Source organism: Ferrovibrio sp., assembly GCF_019636075.1.
Classification (GTDB): domain Bacteria; phylum Pseudomonadota; class Alphaproteobacteria; order Ferrovibrionales; family Ferrovibrionaceae; genus Ferrovibrio.
This window is the reverse complement of record NZ_JAHBYG010000006.1, coordinates 35951-50661: the sequence shown is the minus strand read 5'-3', so window position 1 is coordinate 50661 and position 14711 is coordinate 35951. Positions and strand designations below refer to the sequence as shown.

The window sequence follows — 14711 nt, the reverse complement described above, 5'->3', positions numbered from 1 at the left end:
ATGGGCCGCCTGAGCACCCATGTGCTGGACACCATGCATGGCAAACCCGCCAGCGGCGTGGAGATCGATCTTTACCGGCTGCGCGGCGAACATCGCGACTTGCTGAAAAGCACCGTCACCAACACCGACGGCCGCACCGACGCACCGCTGCTGACCGGCGATGAAGTGCAGCCCGGCGTGTATGAACTGGTGTTTCGCATCGGGGATTATTTCGCCGCCGCCGGCGCGGTGTTGCCGCAACCGAATTTCCTGGACGAAATCCCGCTGCGCTTCGGTATCGCCGATGCCAATGGGCATTATCATGTGCCGCTGCTGGCTTCGCCCTGGAGCTACTCCACCTATCGCGGGAGCTGACCCTCATGACCGATCATGCCGCCTATATGCGCCGGGCCATCGCACTGAGCCGCGACCATATGCGGGCCGGCCATGGCGGGCCGTTCGGTGCCGTTGTGGTGATGGATGGCAAGATCGTGGGCGAAGGCTGGAACCAGGTAACCACCAGCAACGACCCCACCGCCCATGCCGAAGTGGTGGCGATCCGCGCCGCCTGCAAACAACTGGGCCGCTTCGATCTGCGCGGCGGCATGCTTTATACCAGTTGCGAGCCCTGCCCGATGTGTCTGTCGTCCACCTATTGGGCGCGCATCGACCGGGTATTCTACGCAAACACCCAGGCCGATGCGGCGGCGATCGATTTCGACGATGCGTTCCTGTATCGCGAACTGGCGCTGCCGATGGATCAGCGCAGCCTGCCCTGCGATCCGCTGCTGCGCGAGGAAGCCATCGGCGTGTTCGAGGAATGGCGCACCCTGCCCGGCAAGGTACCGTATTGAAGTCTGGACCGTATTGAAGCCTGGGCCGTATTGAACCGATCCCTTCGCGTCACCCTCGGGCTTGTCCCCAGCGTCCATGGTTCAGCGGCCGCGCTATGTCAGGCATGGATCCTCGGAATAAATCCGAGGATGACACTGAGTAAATCCGCCACCCTCTCAGCATGTCCGGGCATGGCGAAACGCTCTAATTCAGCTTCGCGCCGCCCTCGATCCAGGCACCCAGCTTGGCGCGTTCCTCAGGTGTGATCTCGGTAACATTGCCCGGCGGCATCGCCTCGGCGCGCACCGCCTGCTGATTGATGCTGGCCGCGAAACGCCGCATCTGTTGCGGGGTTTCCAGCATCACGCCCTTGGGCGCTTCGGTGATGCCGTCGAAAGTAGGCTTGCCGGCATGGCAGGCCACACAGCGCGCGGCCACGATGGCCTGCACGTCTTCCACCGTCACTTCGCCGGCCAGGGCGGCGCGGGCGGCCTTGTGCGGATCCCATTGCGAGAAGAAGAACAGCCCGGTCATCACCAGGAAAGCCGCCACCAGATAGCGGAACTGCATGCCATGGCCCTGGTTCTTCAGATTGAAGAAATGCCGCACCAGAAAGCCGACGATGAACACGCCGGCCAGGATGCCCCAGCCATAGGGATGGCCATAGGTGACCGGATAATGGTTGCTGATCATGGCGAACAGCACCGGCAGGGTGAGATAATTGTTGTGCAGCGAACGCTGCTTGGCCTGCTTGCCCCAGATCGGATCCGGCGTGCGGCCGGCGAGCATGTCGTCCACGGTGAAACGCTGATTGGGGATGATCACGAAAAACACATTCGCGGTCATGATGGTGCCGATCAGCGCACCCACATGCACATAGGCGGCGCGGGCGGAAAACAGATGGGTATAGCCATAAGCCGCGCCCACCAGCAGCACGAAGCCGCAGATCGCCAGCACGGCGGTGTTCTTGCCCAGCGGCGAGCGGCAGAGCAGATCATAGACGATCCAGCCCATGGCCAGCGAAACCAGGCTGAAGCCGATGGCCTCGGCACGGCCGAGATGCATCACCTTCTCGTCGATCATGTAGAGATCGGCGCCCAGGTAATACAGCACGGCCATCAGGAAAAAGCCGGACAGCCAGGTGAAATAGCTTTCGTATTTGAACCAGTGCAGTTCGGCCGGCATATGCGGCGGCGCGACCGAGTATTTTTCGGTGAAATAGAAGCCGCCGCCATGCAGCATCCAGGTTTCGCCCAGCACGCCTTCCTTGTTGTTGGAACGCAGGCTGTTATCGAGCCAGACGAAGAAGAAAGACGAGCCGATCCAGGCGATGCCGAAAATCAGGTGCATCCAGCGGAGCACCAGATTGATCCACTCCCAGAATAAATCGCCCATCGCGCCCCCGCCGGCCCTGTTGCGCCGCAACAGGCGCTTCCAAGACCTAACGGGGCCCGCGATGGGCCGTCAATAAGTATTCCGGAAATATACCGTTATTTATCCTTCATCAGGGCGCCCACGGCAGCGCCGCCGGCACCGCCGATCAAGGCGCCGGTAAAGGCGCTGCCGCCGGTGATGATGCCCAAGGCCGCACCGCCGGCCGCGCCCATGGCACCGCCGGAAAGCGCGCGCTGTTCTTGCTTGTTCAGGCCCGAACAGCCGGTGGCCGCCACGGCCAGCAAAGCGACTGCCAGCAAGCGGGGCGCCAGCGAACCGGATACAGATGAGCTGGATACAGGCGAGCGGGAAGCGGTTTTGAGGGTCGGGGTGGAAGCGGTCATGAGAGCGTCTCCTTGTTGGTTACGGGGCGAAACTGACCGGCGAAGGGCGCAAAAGCTGGGCCGAATTTGGGCATTTACGTGGACACGCGCTGCTTGCATGGCGATAAGATATTGAATTGACAGGGCCTCAATTTGGTTTTATTTGTAAATACAAATAAACTGCGGGAGGAAACACGATGAACGCCCCACATCGCAATCCAGAGAATCGCATCCCCGAGGCCGTCAGCCGCTGGGCTGAACCGGGCTCCAGCCGGATTCCCTATTGGGCCTATACCGACCCGGACATCTATCAGCGCGAATTGCAGTATTTCTTCTATGGCCCGCATTGGTGCTATGTCGGCCTGGAGGCCGAGATTCCGGCCTTCGGCGATTACCGCCTGAGCTTCGTGGGCGAGCGGCAGGTGATCGTGGTGCGCCAACGCGATGGCGAGATCGCCGTGATGGAAAACCGCTGCGCCCATCGCGGCGTGCGCTTCTGCCAGCAGCAGCGCGGCAAGGCGCGCAGCTTCGTCTGCCCCTATCATCAATGGACCTACAAGCTGAACGGCGACCTGGCCGGCCTGCCCTTCCGCCAGGGCGTGGAACGTGACGGCGAAAAACAGGGCGGCATGCCGGCGGATTTCGACATGAAGGCGCATGGCCTGGTGAAACTGCGGGTGGCGCGCTATGGCGGGCTGATCTTCGCCAGCTTCAGCGACCAGACGCCCAGCTTCGAGGAGTATATCGGCCCCGCCGTGATGCCCTGGCTGGACCGCATCTTCAAAGGCCGCGAGTTGACCCTGCTGGGCGTGAACCGCCAGCGCATTCCGGGCAACTGGAAACTGATGATGGAGAATATCAAGGATCCCTATCATCCCGGCCTGCTGCATACCTGGTTTGTCACCTTCGGCCTGTGGCGCGCCGATCAGCGCTCGCGCATGGTGATGGACGAGCATGGCCGCCATGCGGTGATGATCTCGCAGCGCAACCAGGGCGGCGCCAGCGACGTGACCCAGGGCGTGACCAGCTTCAAGGCCGACATGGCGCTGAACGATCCGCGTCTGCTGGATGTGGTGCCCGAGCCGTGGTGGAACGGACCCAGCGTTACCATGATCACGCTGTTTCCCAGCCTGATCATCCAGCAGCAGGTGAATTCGCTGTCCACCCGCCATATCGTGCCGGCCGGCCCCGGCGCCTTCGATTTCATCTGGACGCATTTCGGCTTCAAGGACGATAGCGAGGAGATGACGCAGCGCCGCCTGCGCCAGGCCAACCTGTTCGGCCCGGCCGGTTTCGTTTCCGCCGATGATGGCGAGGTGATCGAACTGAGCCAGGATGGCTTCCGCCAGCGCGGCGCGGATGGCAGCACGCTCTGCGAATTGGATGGCCGCGACGTGGCCCCCACCGAGCATATGGTGACCGAAACCCTGATCCGCGGTATGTATGGCTATTGGCGCAAGGAACTTGGGCTGTGAGTAGCGCTCTGGATCAAGCCGCCATAGATCGCTTCAATGCCCGCTATGCCGCCTGCCTGGATGCCGGCGAGTTCGACGCTTGGCCGGATTTCTTCCTGCCCGATGCGATGTACAAAATCGTGGCGCGGGAGAATTACGATGCCGGCCTGCCGCTTTGCATCCTGGCGCTGGAAGGCCATGGCATGCTGCGCGACCGCGTGTATGGCATCAAGAACACGCTGTATCACGCGCCGTATTACCAGCGCCATGTGATCGGCACGGCTTTGCTGGAACATCATACGGATGGCAGCGCAACGGCCGAGGCCAATTACGCGGTGTTCCGCACCAGGCCCGGCGGGATAAGCGAAGTGTTCAATGTCGGCCGCTATATCGACCGCTTCAAGGCCACGCCTGAAGGCCCGAAACTGGCCGAACGGATCTGCGTGTTCGACAGCGAGATGATTCTCAACTCGCTGATCTATCCGCTCTAATCACTCGACCTTGAGGCCGATGGCATCGGCGGTGTTTTTCCACCGCACCAGTTCGGCGGCGATCACCGCATCCATCTCCTTAGGCGTGAGCGCCGAAGGCTCGGTGCCCATATCGAGGAAACGCTTGGCCACATCGGGCGCGGCAATCGCCTTGGCCACCTCGCCATGCAGCTTGCTCACCGTATCGGCGGGCGTGCCAGCCGGCACCATCAGGCCGTACCACGACACCGCCTGCACGGCCGCATAGCCGGCCTCGGCGGTGGATGGCACATCCGGCAGCACGGACACGCGCTTTTGCGAGCCCACCGCCAGGCCGCGCAGCTTGCCGGCCTTCACATGGGCGCTGGCGGCTTGCAATGACGCAAACATCACATCGATGCGGCCGGTCATCACTTCGGTCACCGCTTCGGGCTCGCGGCTCATCGGCACATGCAGCAGGTCGATGCCGGCGGTGTTTTTCAGCAACTCCACCGCCAGATGCGCGGTGGAGCCCTGGCCGGTGGAGGCATAGCTGAATTTACCGGGCTGGGCCTTGGCCAGCCGCACCAGATCGGGCAGCGACTTGGCGGCGAAATCCGGGCTGGAGATCAGCACGAAGGGGGTTTCGCCGATGATCGACACCGAGGCGAAATCCTTCTGCAGATCATAAGGCGGCTTGGGCCGGATCGCCTGGCCGATCGCCAGCAAGGATGGCACCATCAGCACGGTATAGCCATCGGCCGGCGCCTTGGCCACCTGGTTGGTGCCGATGATGCCGCTGGCGCCGGGCTTGTTTTCCACGATCACCGGCTGGCCCACCTGTTCGGAAATGCGGGCGCCGACGATGCGGGTAAGCACATCGGTGCCACCGCCGGCGCCGAACGGCACCACGATGGTGATCTGCTTCGATGGATAGCCGGCCTGGGCATGGCCGGCAGCCGGCAACAGCCCAGCCGGCAGCAGGGCGGCAATGGCGAAAGCAATCGCAAAACGTTTCATTCTTTTTTTCCTCCCGAATACCGCGGCCGGTTTACGAGCCCGGCCGGCAATCCTTCAGCAAACCGCGCGCACCCGCCACGAATTGCAAGCTGGCAACCGTTGCCATGATCTGGAATCCGGCGCTGCGCCAGCGGTTATAGGCAGCCAGCGAATGCGCGCTGATACCCACCGGCTTGCCGGCCTTCATCGCCTTGTAGCCGAGATCGAGCACCAGCTTGATGATCTCTGGATGCTCGCTGCCGCTGGCCTGCAATTGCGTCGAATAACCCAGCGACGCAGCCAGGTCGGTGGCGCCGAAAAACACCGCGTCCAACTCCTCCACCGCACAGATGGCATCCAGATTCTTCACCGCTTCGGCGGTTTCGATCTGCACCATCACCACGGTTTCGGCATTGGATTGCGCCATGAATGCGCCAAGCCCGGTATTCACCGCATAGCCGGCGGCGCGCACATGGGCCAGGCCGCGCCGGCCCAGCGGCGGATATTTCACCGCCGCCACCGCATCCAGCACATCCTCGGCGCTGTTCACCAACGGCATCAATACGCCATTGGCACCGCTATCCATGTGGCGCAGGATGCTGGAATGATGGTTATGGCCCACACGCACCAGCGAGGCCAGGCCGCGCGTATCGGCGGCGCGCACCATATGCTCCACACCATCCAGGCTCGCGGTTGTATGTTCGGCATCGATGAAGGCGAAGTCGTAGCCGATCAATCCGGCCAGTTCGACAATCTGCGGCGATGGAATATCGCAAAAAATACCAAACAGGGTTTCGCCGGCCTTGAGCCGCCGCTTGAGATTACCAGCCGCCATGATTACTCGCTGCCATCAACGCATCTGATTCGGAAACGCCGGCAGTCTGGCAAGCAAGGCCATAAGCGTCCAATCAAAAATCAGCGGAAATCCATAACTGCTATTTATGCGTGCCGCGCTGGCGCAGAAGCGTCTTCAGATGCGCAACAAAGGCATCGCCGATACGCGAACGCGGCGCGGCGCGATTGCGGATCAGCAACACGCCGATCTCGATGGCCGGACGCAACGGGCGTGCCACCAGATGCGGGGTTTCCAGCGCCGAGACCAGGAAAGGCTCCACCAGGGCAATGCCGGCGCCATAGCGCGCCATCATGGCGCCGGTGATCGACCGATCCACCTGCGCAACGATATCGGGCACGAAACCGGCGCGACTGAAGGCGTGATCCACATGGGCGCGCAGCATGGCCTGCGGCAGATAGGTGATCAGCGGCTGGCCGGCGAGATCGCGGATGCGGATTTCGCGCAGGCGGGCCAGCGGGTGATCGGGCCGCATGATACAGGCCAGCCGCGCCTGGGCGAGCTTCTCGGTCTCGATGGCCTCGCTCACCACCGGTTCGTAAATGATGCCGAGTTCGGCCTCGCGGTTCACCACCTGATTGATCACCTGCTGCGAGGTAAGCGCCTGCACGGTCACTCGCAAACGCGGCCGCTGCACCAGGAAACCCGACAAGGCCTGGGCCACGAAACTGTTGGCCATGGGAAAGCCGGCGGCAATCGACAGGTTGCCCAGCCGGCCGCCCTGCAAATCCTTGGTGAGATGGCCCACCGCCTCCACCTTGGCGAAAATCCCCTCGATCTCGGGAAACAGCGCCTCGGCCTCGGGCGTGGGTTGCAAACGTCCGCTCACCCGCTCGAACAGCTTCATCTTCAACTGGGTTTCGCAATGTTTCAGCCCGGCACTCACCGCCGGCTGGGTCACATTGAGCAGCCGCGCCGCAGCCGTGATCGAGCCGGTGCGCATGATCGCATGAAACAACTCCATCTGGCGCAGGTTCATGGCAATGCGACCGATGGCTATTCCACGATCTTCACGCGTTCGCCGGGGCGGATTTCCTCGCCCTCGCGCAAGCCGTTGAGCACACGGAACCGCTCGCGCTGGAAATTGCCGGCCGGCATGCGGCGGGCGAGCGTATCCGAAGTATCGCCGGCCTGCGCATTGATCACCTTCAGGCGCAGCGGCTGGATCGCCTTGGCCTGATCGGGGGTGAGATAGCGCAAGGAATGCACGGCGCGGATCATCGAAGGTTCGATGCCGGCCATGGATTGCGGACGCGCCGAGATGACGAAACGCACGATCTGCCCATCGGGCATGCGAACCGCCACCAGCCGCACATCCAGCGTGCTGCCATCCTTGGATTGGATGCGGCTGGCGGCAAGGGCGGCCGGCATGCCGTTCACATCGAACCGATCGGTGCTGGAAAAACGCAGATTGCTGGCCCAACTGCGGGTGATGTAATCTAGCATGTCGCGCGCGGAATCGCGCTTGCGCTTGTCGCGTTCCATGTCGAATTGCAATTGACCGATGCTATCCGGCCCGCGCACCAGCACCGCATCGGGGCGGTTGATGATGCGCCAGCCATCGGGCGCGGTGAAGCTGAGCCGCAGATCGGGATGGCTGAACGTATTGCCGCGCACCACACCCTGCTTGGGATCGTCGCCATAGAGCAGGCCGTTGATGCGGTCGAGATATTCATCGCGCCGATAAATCGGATGCGCCGGCTGGCTTTGCGCCTCATCCATGGCACGCTGCACGCGGTCGGGCCCGCGCGGGTGGGTGGCGAACATATCCATGGTGCGGTCGCGCCCGGCCTGGCCGGCGATGCGGGTTTCCAGATCGGAATAATCCGACAGCGATTGCAAAAAGCCGGCAGCGGCGATCGGCGCATAACCGACATGGCCGAGCAGGCGCAGACCGATCAGATCGGCCTCGAATTCATTCTCGCGGCTGAAACCGGCCAGATAGGCGCCGCCCGCCACGCTGCCGACCTGGCCGATCAAATCGCCGGCGCCCTGGCCGAGAAAGATCGAGCCCAGAATGGCGCCGCCGGCGGTGAGGATATTGGTGCCGATGGCGCGGTCGTAACGCTGTTCGGAATGCTTGGCCACCACATGGCCGATCTCATGGCCCAGCACCGCGCCGGCCTCGGCCTCGTTATTGGCCAGGGCCAGCGTGCCGCGCGTGATATAGACATAGCCGCCCGGCAGCGCGAAGGCATTCACCACCGGGCTATCCAGCACGGTGAAATGAAACTCGCCGGCCGGAATGCCCGATTGCCCGGCCAGCCTGCCGGCAATCGTGGCCACATAGGCGCCGATTTCCGGATCGTCGTAAACCCCGCCGAACTCTTTCAGGATTTTCGGATGCTCTTCGGCGCCGACCTGCTTGGCTTTTTCCGGCGACATGAAAATCTGCGCCTGCGCCGGCCCACAGACCGGCAATGCCAGCAGCGCACAGAGCAGGACAAGGCCGCGTAGCAGCTTCATGCCATTCATCCCGATCATTGCCCGGTGAACCGCGCCGGCCGGCGCTCCACGAAGCTGGCCACGCCTTCCTTCACATCCTGGCTTTGCATCAACACCTGCTGCGTGGCACGGAAATCCTCCACCGCCGCCATCGGGCCATGTTCCACCGCCAGCCGCGCATTGCGGATGGTGGCAGCCAGAGCCAGCGGCGCCTGCGCGGCGATACTGCGCGCCAGCCGCATGGCTTCGGCATATTGGCCGCCGGGCTCGGTCACTTCCTGCACGAAGCCGAACCGCAAAGCGGTGGCCACATCGAATTCGTCGCCGGTGAGCAGATAGCGCATGGCATTGCCCCAGCCGGCGCGCTCCACCATGCGGATGGTGGCACCGCCCGTGGCCATGATGCCGCGCTTCACTTCCAACTGGCTGAAGCGGCAATCGCTGGCCGCCACCACCATATCGGCCGCCAGCATCAATTCGATGCCCAGCGTATACGTGATGCCCTGCACGGCAGCCACCAGCGGCTTGCTGCGAAACGGCGACTGGTTATTGCAAGGATCGATCTGGCCCAGGCCGACCAGCAGATTGTTCTTGCCCATCAGCGGCGCCACCTTGGGCAGATCCAGCCCGGCGGTGAAATGCGGGCCCTCGGCATAGAGCAGACCCACGCGCGCCTTGTCCTCGCGCTCGAAGGCGGTATAGGCGGCAGACAACTCGCGCAGCATTTTTGGCGTGAAGCCGTTATACTTGGCCGGCCGGTTGATGCCGATGACGAACACGCCGTCTTCGAGACGGGTGAGGATTTCGCCATCCGGATCAATCTGGCTCATGAACGTCTCCCTATTGGCCGCCAAGCTTTCCCTGTAATTCTTTCACTGCCGCCGATACCGGGCAAGCGCGCAGCAGATATAATAGGCGATCATGGCAACAAAACGGCCCCAACCCGATCTGAGCATGGAAATCCGCCTGTCCGGTGCCGGCGGCGGCCCGATCTGCGGCCCGATCTGCGGCGTAGACGAGGCCGGGCGCGGCCCCTGGGCCGGACCGGTGGTGGCGGCAGCCGCCATTCTGGATCCCGCACGCCTGCCCAGCGGCATCGATGATTCGAAAGCCCTGAGCGAAGCCAAGCGCGAAGCCCTGTTCGCAGCGATCCGGGCCAATGCCCTGGTGGGCGTGGGCGCCGCCAGCGTGGCGGAGATTTCGCAATTCAACATCCTGCAGGCCAGCCTGCTGGCCATGCGCCGCGCCGTTCTGGCGCTGCCGCAACAGCCCGGCCATGCGCTGATCGATGGCAAGCATTGCCCACGCGATCTGCCCTGCCCGGCCACCGCCGTGGTGGACGGCGATGCCAAATGCCTCTCGATTGCCGCCGCCTCGATCATCGCCAAGGTGATCCGCGACCGCCTGATGCAGCGGCTGGATGGCCGCTATCCCGGTTATGGCTGGGGCAGCAACAAGGGGTATGGCACGGCAATTCACCGCGAGGGGCTGGAGCGGTTGGGCGCCACACGGCATCACAGACTAGATTTCGCGCCGCTTAGGCGGTTTGCCCACCAAATCTAGGATTTGCCACTCATTAACCATTAAATAACCCAGAGAATCTAATGGTTTAGGGTCTTTTTTCCACAAGAGGCCCTGCATGCCGCCGATCCGCACCGAAAGCCCCGCCAAGCCCCATCGCAAAGGCCATCTGCGCCTGGTGGGCCAGCCCGGCCCCGATGCCGCCCGGCGTGTCAGCCGCGCCAAGCCGGCGCCGATGCCGGCCATCGAGCCGGCCAAGCCGCATTCCGCCCTGCCGCTGGACCGCATCCTGCGCGGCGATTGCATCGCGCTGATGAACAGCCTGCCGGAAGCCTCGGTGGACTGCATCTTCGCCGACCCGCCCTACAATCTGCAGCTCAATGGCGAATTGCGCCGGCCCAACGACAGCCTGGTCGATGCGGTGGACGATGCCTGGGACAAGTTCGACAGCTTCGCCAGCTATGACACTTTTTCGGAAGCCTGGCTGCGCGCCGCCCATCGCCTGTTGAAGCCGAATGGCGCGCTTTGGGTGATCGGCAGCTATCACAATATTTTCCGCGTCGGCGCCAAGCTGCAGGATATCGGCTTCTGGATGCTGAACGACGTGATCTGGCGCAAATCCAACCCGATGCCGAATTTCAAGGGCCGCCGCTTCACCAATGCCCATGAAACCCTGATCTGGTGCTCGAAGAACAAGGACGCCAAATACACCTTCAATTACGAAGCCATGAAAGCGCTGAACGACGACCTGCAGATGCGCTCCGACTGGCTGATCCCGATCTGTGCCGGCGGCGAACGCCTGCGCGGCGAGGATGGCGGCAAAACCCATCCGACCCAGAAGCCGGAAGCCCTGCTGCATCGCGTGCTGCTCTCCTCCACCAAGCCCGGCGATGTGGTGCTGGACCCGTTCTTCGGTTCGGGCACCACCGGCGCGGTGGCCAAGCGCCTGGGCCGGCATTGGATCGGCCTGGAGCGCGACGAAGCCTATGCCAAGGCCGCCGAGCGCCGCATCCGCACCGTGCAACCGATGGCGCCGGACGATCTGGATGTCACCCGCTCCAAGAAGGAAGAGCCGCGCGTGCCGTTCGGCTCCGTGGTGGAGCGCGGGCTGCTCAATCCGGGCACCGTGCTGACCGATCAGAGCCGGCGCTATACCGCGAAAGTGCGGGCCGATGGCAGCCTGGCCTGCGCCGATGCGGTGGGATCGATCCACAAGATCGGCGCCCATGTGCAGGGCGCCACGGCCTGCAACGGCTGGGCCTTCTGGCATTTCGTGGTGGAGGGCGAATTGCGCTCCATCGACCTGCTGCGCCAGAAGATTCGCTCCGAAATGGCGGAATAACGACGCTTGTTTCCCGGCTGGCTGCGCGCCAGACTGATGGCGGAAACGCCATCGGAGGAAACCGCGTATGAACACCCAGCGTAAAGTCGCCCTGGTTACCGGCGCCACCGCCGGCATCGGCAAGGCATCGGCCATCGCTCTGGCCAAGGCCGGATTCGACCTGGCGCTGACCGGGCGCCGCATGGCCGAGCTGGATGCCGCCGTGCGCGCCTGCCAGGAAGCCGGCGCCGATGCCATCGGCGTTGCCGGCGATGTGGGCGATGCCGTGGTGGTGCGCAATCTTTTTGCGGCAACCGAAAAACGCTTCGGGCGGCTTGATGTATTGTTCAACAATGCCGGCATCGGTGCGCCCGCCGTGCCGATGGACGAATTGAGCGTGGAGCAATGGCTGGCAGTGGTGAACACCAACCTGACCGGCGCCTTCCTCTGCACGCGGGAAGCCTTCGGCCTGATGCGCCGGCAGCAGCCGGGCGGCGGCCGCATCATCAATAACGGCTCGATCTCGGCCCATGCGCCGCGCCCCTTTTCGGCGCCTTACACCTCCACCAAGCATGCCATCACCGGACTGACCAAATCCACCGCGCTGGATGGCCGCAAATTCGGCATCACATGCAGCCAGATCGATATCGGCAACGCCGCCACCGAAATGACCGAACGCATGACCAAGGGCGTGCTGCAGCCCAATGGCGAGATGATGATCGAGCCGCGCATGGATGTGAACCATGTGGCCGCCGCCGTGGTGCAGATCGCCACCCTGCCGCCGGAATCGAACATCCTGTTCATGACCATCATGGCCACCACGATGCCTTTCGTGGGCCGCGGCTAGGCGATTATTGGCGCTCGATTCAGGCGAGTGCCAATCTTTGCCGTGATGTGAAAATCCCGTTGCATCGCATCCAGAATATTCGGCAGGCTTTTACACGCTGAGTATGCGATTCATGGAGGCGACATGCAGTTTGATGCCGGTTCCGTTTCACGGACTTCCACCGAAGCCGAGCAGCTTGAAAAGATGCTGCGCTACCGCCTGACCACGGCGGAAATCCTCTACCACATGCCGGATCATCCCGCCCTGCTGCAAACCTATCTGTGGCAGGAATACGATCTGGCGCCGAAATTCCCCAGCCTGCAGAAATTCCTGGCTTTCTGGGAAGCCAGGCTGGATGGCAAGCTGCATTCGGTGCGGGTGGTTTCGGCGCAACTGGTACGGCCGGCGCAATTCCGCGCGGCCGAGGCCGAATTGCGGCTGCATTGACCGCGCGCCGCATCGGGCATGGACCCTCGGAATAAATCCGAGGGTGACGCCGAATAAGAGACCCGGCCTAAATCCGTCACCACCGGACGTGTTCCGGTGGTCCATGGTTCAGCGACCGCGTCGCATCGGCTCGGAGCGCGGCTAAAGCAGCGCGCGCAGCAATTTGGCGATGGCCGGATTCTCGGCCTGGCTTTTCGCGGCCTGGGCATTGATGTCGTTCAGCCATTGCATGGCCAGCTTCTGCGCCCAGGGTTTGCTCACATCCACGCGTTCGGCCACCAGGCGATCGGCGTCGTTGCGATAATGCAGCACCAGGCGCACCGGCTCGGCTTCGCCTTCCAGCCGCAGCAGCGCCGTTATGCGCTTGGCCGGCGGATCGACCTCAAGATGTTCGATCTTCACCCAATCCATGCCGGCCTTCTCCAATCTGCGATGCAGCAGCCAGCGCGCCAGCCAGGCAAGCAGCCTCATTACTGGGTCTCATGCCTGGGCGGGAAATGTTTCGACGAACCGCACCGGCTCGCCGATCGGCGCGCCGAGCTGGCCATCGCGCATGGCAAAATGGCCGCGCACGATGGTGGCCATCGGCCAGCCGGTAACCTGCATGCCCTCGAAGGGCGACCAACCGCATTTCGAGGCCAGCCAGTCTTTCTCGATCACCCGCCGGGCCTTCAGATCCACGATGGTGAAATCCGCATCATAGCCCAGCGCGATGCGGCCCTTGCCGGCGATGCCGTAGATACGCTGCGGCCCAGCCGAGGTGAGATCGATCAGGCGCTGCAAGGTGAGGCGGCCCTGGTTCATATGATCCAGCAGCAGCGGCAGCAGGGTTTGCACGCCAGGCATGCCGCTGGGGCTGGCCGGATAGGGCTGCGCCTTTTCCTCCAACGTATGCGGCGCGTGGTCGGAACCGATCACATCGATCACGCCATCGCGCACCGCCTGCCACAGCGCATCGCGATGCTCCTTGCTGCGGATCGGCGGATTCATCTGCGCCAGCGTGCCCAGGCGGTCATAACAATCGGGTGCGAACAAGGTCAGGTGCTGCGGCGTGGTTTCCACCGTGGCGATATCGCGATTCTGCGCCAGCAGCGGCAGTTCAATGCCGGTGGTGATATGCAGCACATGCACGCGGCGGCCGGCGCGGCGCGCCAGGCGCAGCAAGCGTTCCGTTGCCAGCCGCGCGGATTCGGCATCGCGCCATTCGGCATGGGCGTGCGCGGTGGCGCCAGGCGCTTCGGCAATCGGCCGGCGCGCCCGCATGCGATCCTCATCCTCGGCATGGATCGCCACGCGGCGATTGCCGCTGCGCAGCACCTTTTCCAAAGTGGCATCATCCTGTACCAGCAGGTCGCCGGTGGAAGCACCCATGAATACCTTCACGCCCGAACAGCCGGGCAGGCGCTCCAGCTTGGGCAATGCGGCGATATTGTCGCCGGTGGCGCCGATGAAAAACGCATGATCGGTATAGGTGCGGCCCTTGGCGCGGGTGAGCTTTTCGTTCAGCGCCTCGGCGGTCGCCGTATTCGGCTTGGTGTTGGGCATTTCGAAAATCGCCGTCACGCCGCCCAGAGCCGCAGCCGCCGTGCCGCTTTTCAGATCTTCCTTATGCTCCAGCCCGGGCTCGCGGAAATGCACCTGGGTGTCGATCACACCGGGCAGCACCGTAAGCCCCTTGGCATCGAAAACCTCAGCGGCATCGGCCCGGCCGAGATCGCCGATGGCAACGATACGGCCATTCAGCACGCCGATATCGGTGGCCTCGATGCCATTCGGGGTCGCCACCATGCCATGACGCAGCAGCAGATCGTAAGCCATGAGAGTCT

General features: G+C 63.3%; 17 protein-coding genes. 8 read left to right on the top strand and 9 right to left on the bottom strand.

Annotated elements, in window-relative coordinates; genetic code table 11:
• Complete coding sequence (gene uraH / locus KF827_RS04480; protein WP_291000809.1) at positions 1 to 354, top strand: hydroxyisourate hydrolase; 354 nt, start codon at positions 1 to 3, stop codon at positions 352 to 354.
• 5 nt (positions 355 to 359) lie between these two features.
• Positions 360 to 833, top strand: a complete 474-nt coding sequence (locus tag KF827_RS04475) for a nucleoside deaminase (protein WP_291000806.1) — start codon at positions 360 to 362, stop codon at positions 831 to 833.
• Positions 834 to 1017: 184 nt separating this feature from the next.
• On the opposite strand, the gene KF827_RS04470 is transcribed toward KF827_RS04475, so the two are convergent.
• Positions 1018 to 2208, bottom strand: a complete 1191-nt coding sequence (locus tag KF827_RS04470) for a urate hydroxylase PuuD (protein WP_291000803.1) — start codon at positions 2206 to 2208, stop codon at positions 1018 to 1020.
• A 95-nt stretch (positions 2209 to 2303) separates the two neighbouring features.
• The gene (locus tag KF827_RS04465) at positions 2304 to 2591 is read right to left on the bottom strand and encodes a hypothetical protein (RefSeq protein ID WP_291000800.1); all 288 of its coding nucleotides are present in this window, start codon (positions 2589 to 2591) and stop codon (positions 2304 to 2306) included.
• Between the two features lie 176 nt (positions 2592 to 2767).
• Between KF827_RS04465 and KF827_RS04460 the strand changes: the two genes are divergently transcribed.
• Together KF827_RS04460 and KF827_RS04455 are read left to right on the top strand one after the other, a co-directional pair.
• Complete coding sequence (locus KF827_RS04460) at positions 2768 to 4045, top strand: aromatic ring-hydroxylating dioxygenase subunit alpha (RefSeq protein ID WP_291000797.1); 1278 nt, start codon at positions 2768 to 2770, stop codon at positions 4043 to 4045.
• Positions 4042 to 4515, top strand: coding sequence for an aromatic-ring-hydroxylating dioxygenase subunit beta (locus KF827_RS04455; RefSeq protein WP_291000794.1), 474 nt, complete (start codon positions 4042 to 4044; stop codon positions 4513 to 4515). Before KF827_RS04460 ends, KF827_RS04455 begins: the two co-directional genes overlap by 4 nt.
• On the opposite strand, the gene KF827_RS04450 is transcribed toward KF827_RS04455, so the two are convergent.
• The 5 genes from KF827_RS04450 to KF827_RS04430 all read right to left on the bottom strand — a co-directional run bounded on the left by KF827_RS04450 (position 4516) and on the right by KF827_RS04430 (position 9600).
• Positions 4516 to 5493 carry a tripartite tricarboxylate transporter substrate binding protein gene (locus tag KF827_RS04450; protein WP_291000791.1) on the bottom strand — a complete coding sequence of 326 codons (978 nt, stop codon included), beginning with the start codon at positions 5491 to 5493 and terminating at the stop codon, positions 4516 to 4518.
• Between the two features lie 31 nt (positions 5494 to 5524).
• The gene (locus tag KF827_RS04445; protein ID WP_291000786.1) at positions 5525 to 6307 is read right to left on the bottom strand and encodes an aldolase/citrate lyase family protein; all 783 of its coding nucleotides are present in this window, start codon (positions 6305 to 6307) and stop codon (positions 5525 to 5527) included.
• Between the two features lie 100 nt (positions 6308 to 6407).
• Positions 6408 to 7304 (bottom strand): LysR family transcriptional regulator, encoded by an 897-nt coding sequence (locus KF827_RS04440; protein ID WP_291000783.1) that lies wholly within the window; start codon positions 7302 to 7304, stop codon positions 6408 to 6410.
• Between the two features lie 17 nt (positions 7305 to 7321).
• Positions 7322 to 8791: a M48 family metalloprotease gene (locus tag KF827_RS04435; RefSeq protein ID WP_291000780.1), complete on the bottom strand. Its 1470-nt coding sequence runs from the start codon at positions 8789 to 8791 to the stop codon at positions 7322 to 7324.
• A gap of 14 nt (positions 8792 to 8805) precedes the next feature.
• Positions 8806 to 9600, bottom strand: a complete 795-nt coding sequence (locus KF827_RS04430) for a crotonase/enoyl-CoA hydratase family protein (RefSeq protein WP_291000777.1) — start codon at positions 9598 to 9600, stop codon at positions 8806 to 8808.
• Between the two features lie 124 nt (positions 9601 to 9724).
• Here KF827_RS04430 and KF827_RS04425 point away from each other — a divergent pair, with 124 nt between their 5' ends.
• The 4 genes from KF827_RS04425 (at position 9725) to KF827_RS04410 (ending at position 12885) form a co-directional block, all read left to right on the top strand.
• Positions 9725 to 10333, top strand: coding sequence for a ribonuclease HII (locus tag KF827_RS04425; RefSeq protein ID WP_291001038.1), 609 nt, complete (start codon positions 9725 to 9727; stop codon positions 10331 to 10333).
• A 193-nt stretch (positions 10334 to 10526) separates the two neighbouring features.
• Complete coding sequence (locus KF827_RS04420) at positions 10527 to 11633, top strand: site-specific DNA-methyltransferase (RefSeq protein WP_291001035.1); 1107 nt, start codon at positions 10527 to 10529, stop codon at positions 11631 to 11633.
• 67 nt (positions 11634 to 11700) lie between these two features.
• Entirely contained in the window at positions 11701 to 12459 is a 759-nt protein-coding gene (locus tag KF827_RS04415; RefSeq protein WP_291000774.1) for an SDR family oxidoreductase, read from the top strand.
• Between the two features lie 123 nt (positions 12460 to 12582).
• Positions 12583 to 12885, top strand: a complete 303-nt coding sequence (locus tag KF827_RS04410) for an usg protein (protein ID WP_291000771.1) — start codon at positions 12583 to 12585, stop codon at positions 12883 to 12885.
• 141 nt (positions 12886 to 13026) lie between these two features.
• Here KF827_RS04410 and KF827_RS04405 read toward each other — a convergent pair whose 3' ends face one another.
• Entirely contained in the window at positions 13027 to 13356 is a 330-nt protein-coding gene (locus KF827_RS04405) for a hypothetical protein (RefSeq protein WP_291000768.1), read from the bottom strand.
• Between the two features lie 9 nt (positions 13357 to 13365).
• Positions 13366 to 14703: a dihydroorotase gene (locus KF827_RS04400; protein ID WP_291000765.1), complete on the bottom strand. Its 1338-nt coding sequence runs from the start codon at positions 14701 to 14703 to the stop codon at positions 13366 to 13368.
• Positions 14704 to 14711: the final 8 nt, after the last annotated feature.

Coding starts and splice junctions, on each gene's coding strand:
- uraH (WP_291000809.1), top strand. CDS start 1: ATGGGCCGCCTGAGCACCCATGTGCTGGACACCATGCATGGCAAACCC.
- KF827_RS04475 (WP_291000806.1), top strand. CDS start 360: ATGACCGATCATGCCGCCTATATGCGCCGGGCCATCGCACTGAGCCGC.
- KF827_RS04470 (WP_291000803.1), bottom strand. CDS start 2,208: ATGGGCGATTTATTCTGGGAGTGGATCAATCTGGTGCTCCGCTGGATG.
- KF827_RS04465 (WP_291000800.1), bottom strand. CDS start 2,591: ATGACCGCTTCCACCCCGACCCTCAAAACCGCTTCCCGCTCGCCTGTA.
- KF827_RS04460 (WP_291000797.1), top strand. CDS start 2,768: ATGAACGCCCCACATCGCAATCCAGAGAATCGCATCCCCGAGGCCGTC.
- KF827_RS04450 (WP_291000791.1), bottom strand. CDS start 5,493: ATGAAACGTTTTGCGATTGCTTTCGCCATTGCCGCCCTGCTGCCGGCT.
- KF827_RS04445 (WP_291000786.1), bottom strand. CDS start 6,307: ATGGCGGCTGGTAATCTCAAGCGGCGGCTCAAGGCCGGCGAAACCCTG.
- KF827_RS04440 (WP_291000783.1), bottom strand. CDS start 7,304: ATGAACCTGCGCCAGATGGAGTTGTTTCATGCGATCATGCGCACCGGC.
- KF827_RS04435 (WP_291000780.1), bottom strand. CDS start 8,791: ATGAAGCTGCTACGCGGCCTTGTCCTGCTCTGTGCGCTGCTGGCATTG.
- KF827_RS04430 (WP_291000777.1), bottom strand. CDS start 9,600: ATGAGCCAGATTGATCCGGATGGCGAAATCCTCACCCGTCTCGAAGAC.
- KF827_RS04425 (WP_291001038.1), top strand. CDS start 9,725: ATGGAAATCCGCCTGTCCGGTGCCGGCGGCGGCCCGATCTGCGGCCCG.
- KF827_RS04420 (WP_291001035.1), top strand. CDS start 10,527: ATGCCGGCCATCGAGCCGGCCAAGCCGCATTCCGCCCTGCCGCTGGAC.
- KF827_RS04415 (WP_291000774.1), top strand. CDS start 11,701: ATGAACACCCAGCGTAAAGTCGCCCTGGTTACCGGCGCCACCGCCGGC.
- KF827_RS04410 (WP_291000771.1), top strand. CDS start 12,583: ATGCAGTTTGATGCCGGTTCCGTTTCACGGACTTCCACCGAAGCCGAG.
- KF827_RS04405 (WP_291000768.1), bottom strand. CDS start 13,356: ATGAGGCTGCTTGCCTGGCTGGCGCGCTGGCTGCTGCATCGCAGATTG.
- KF827_RS04400 (WP_291000765.1), bottom strand. CDS start 14,703: ATGGCTTACGATCTGCTGCTGCGTCATGGCATGGTGGCGACCCCGAAT.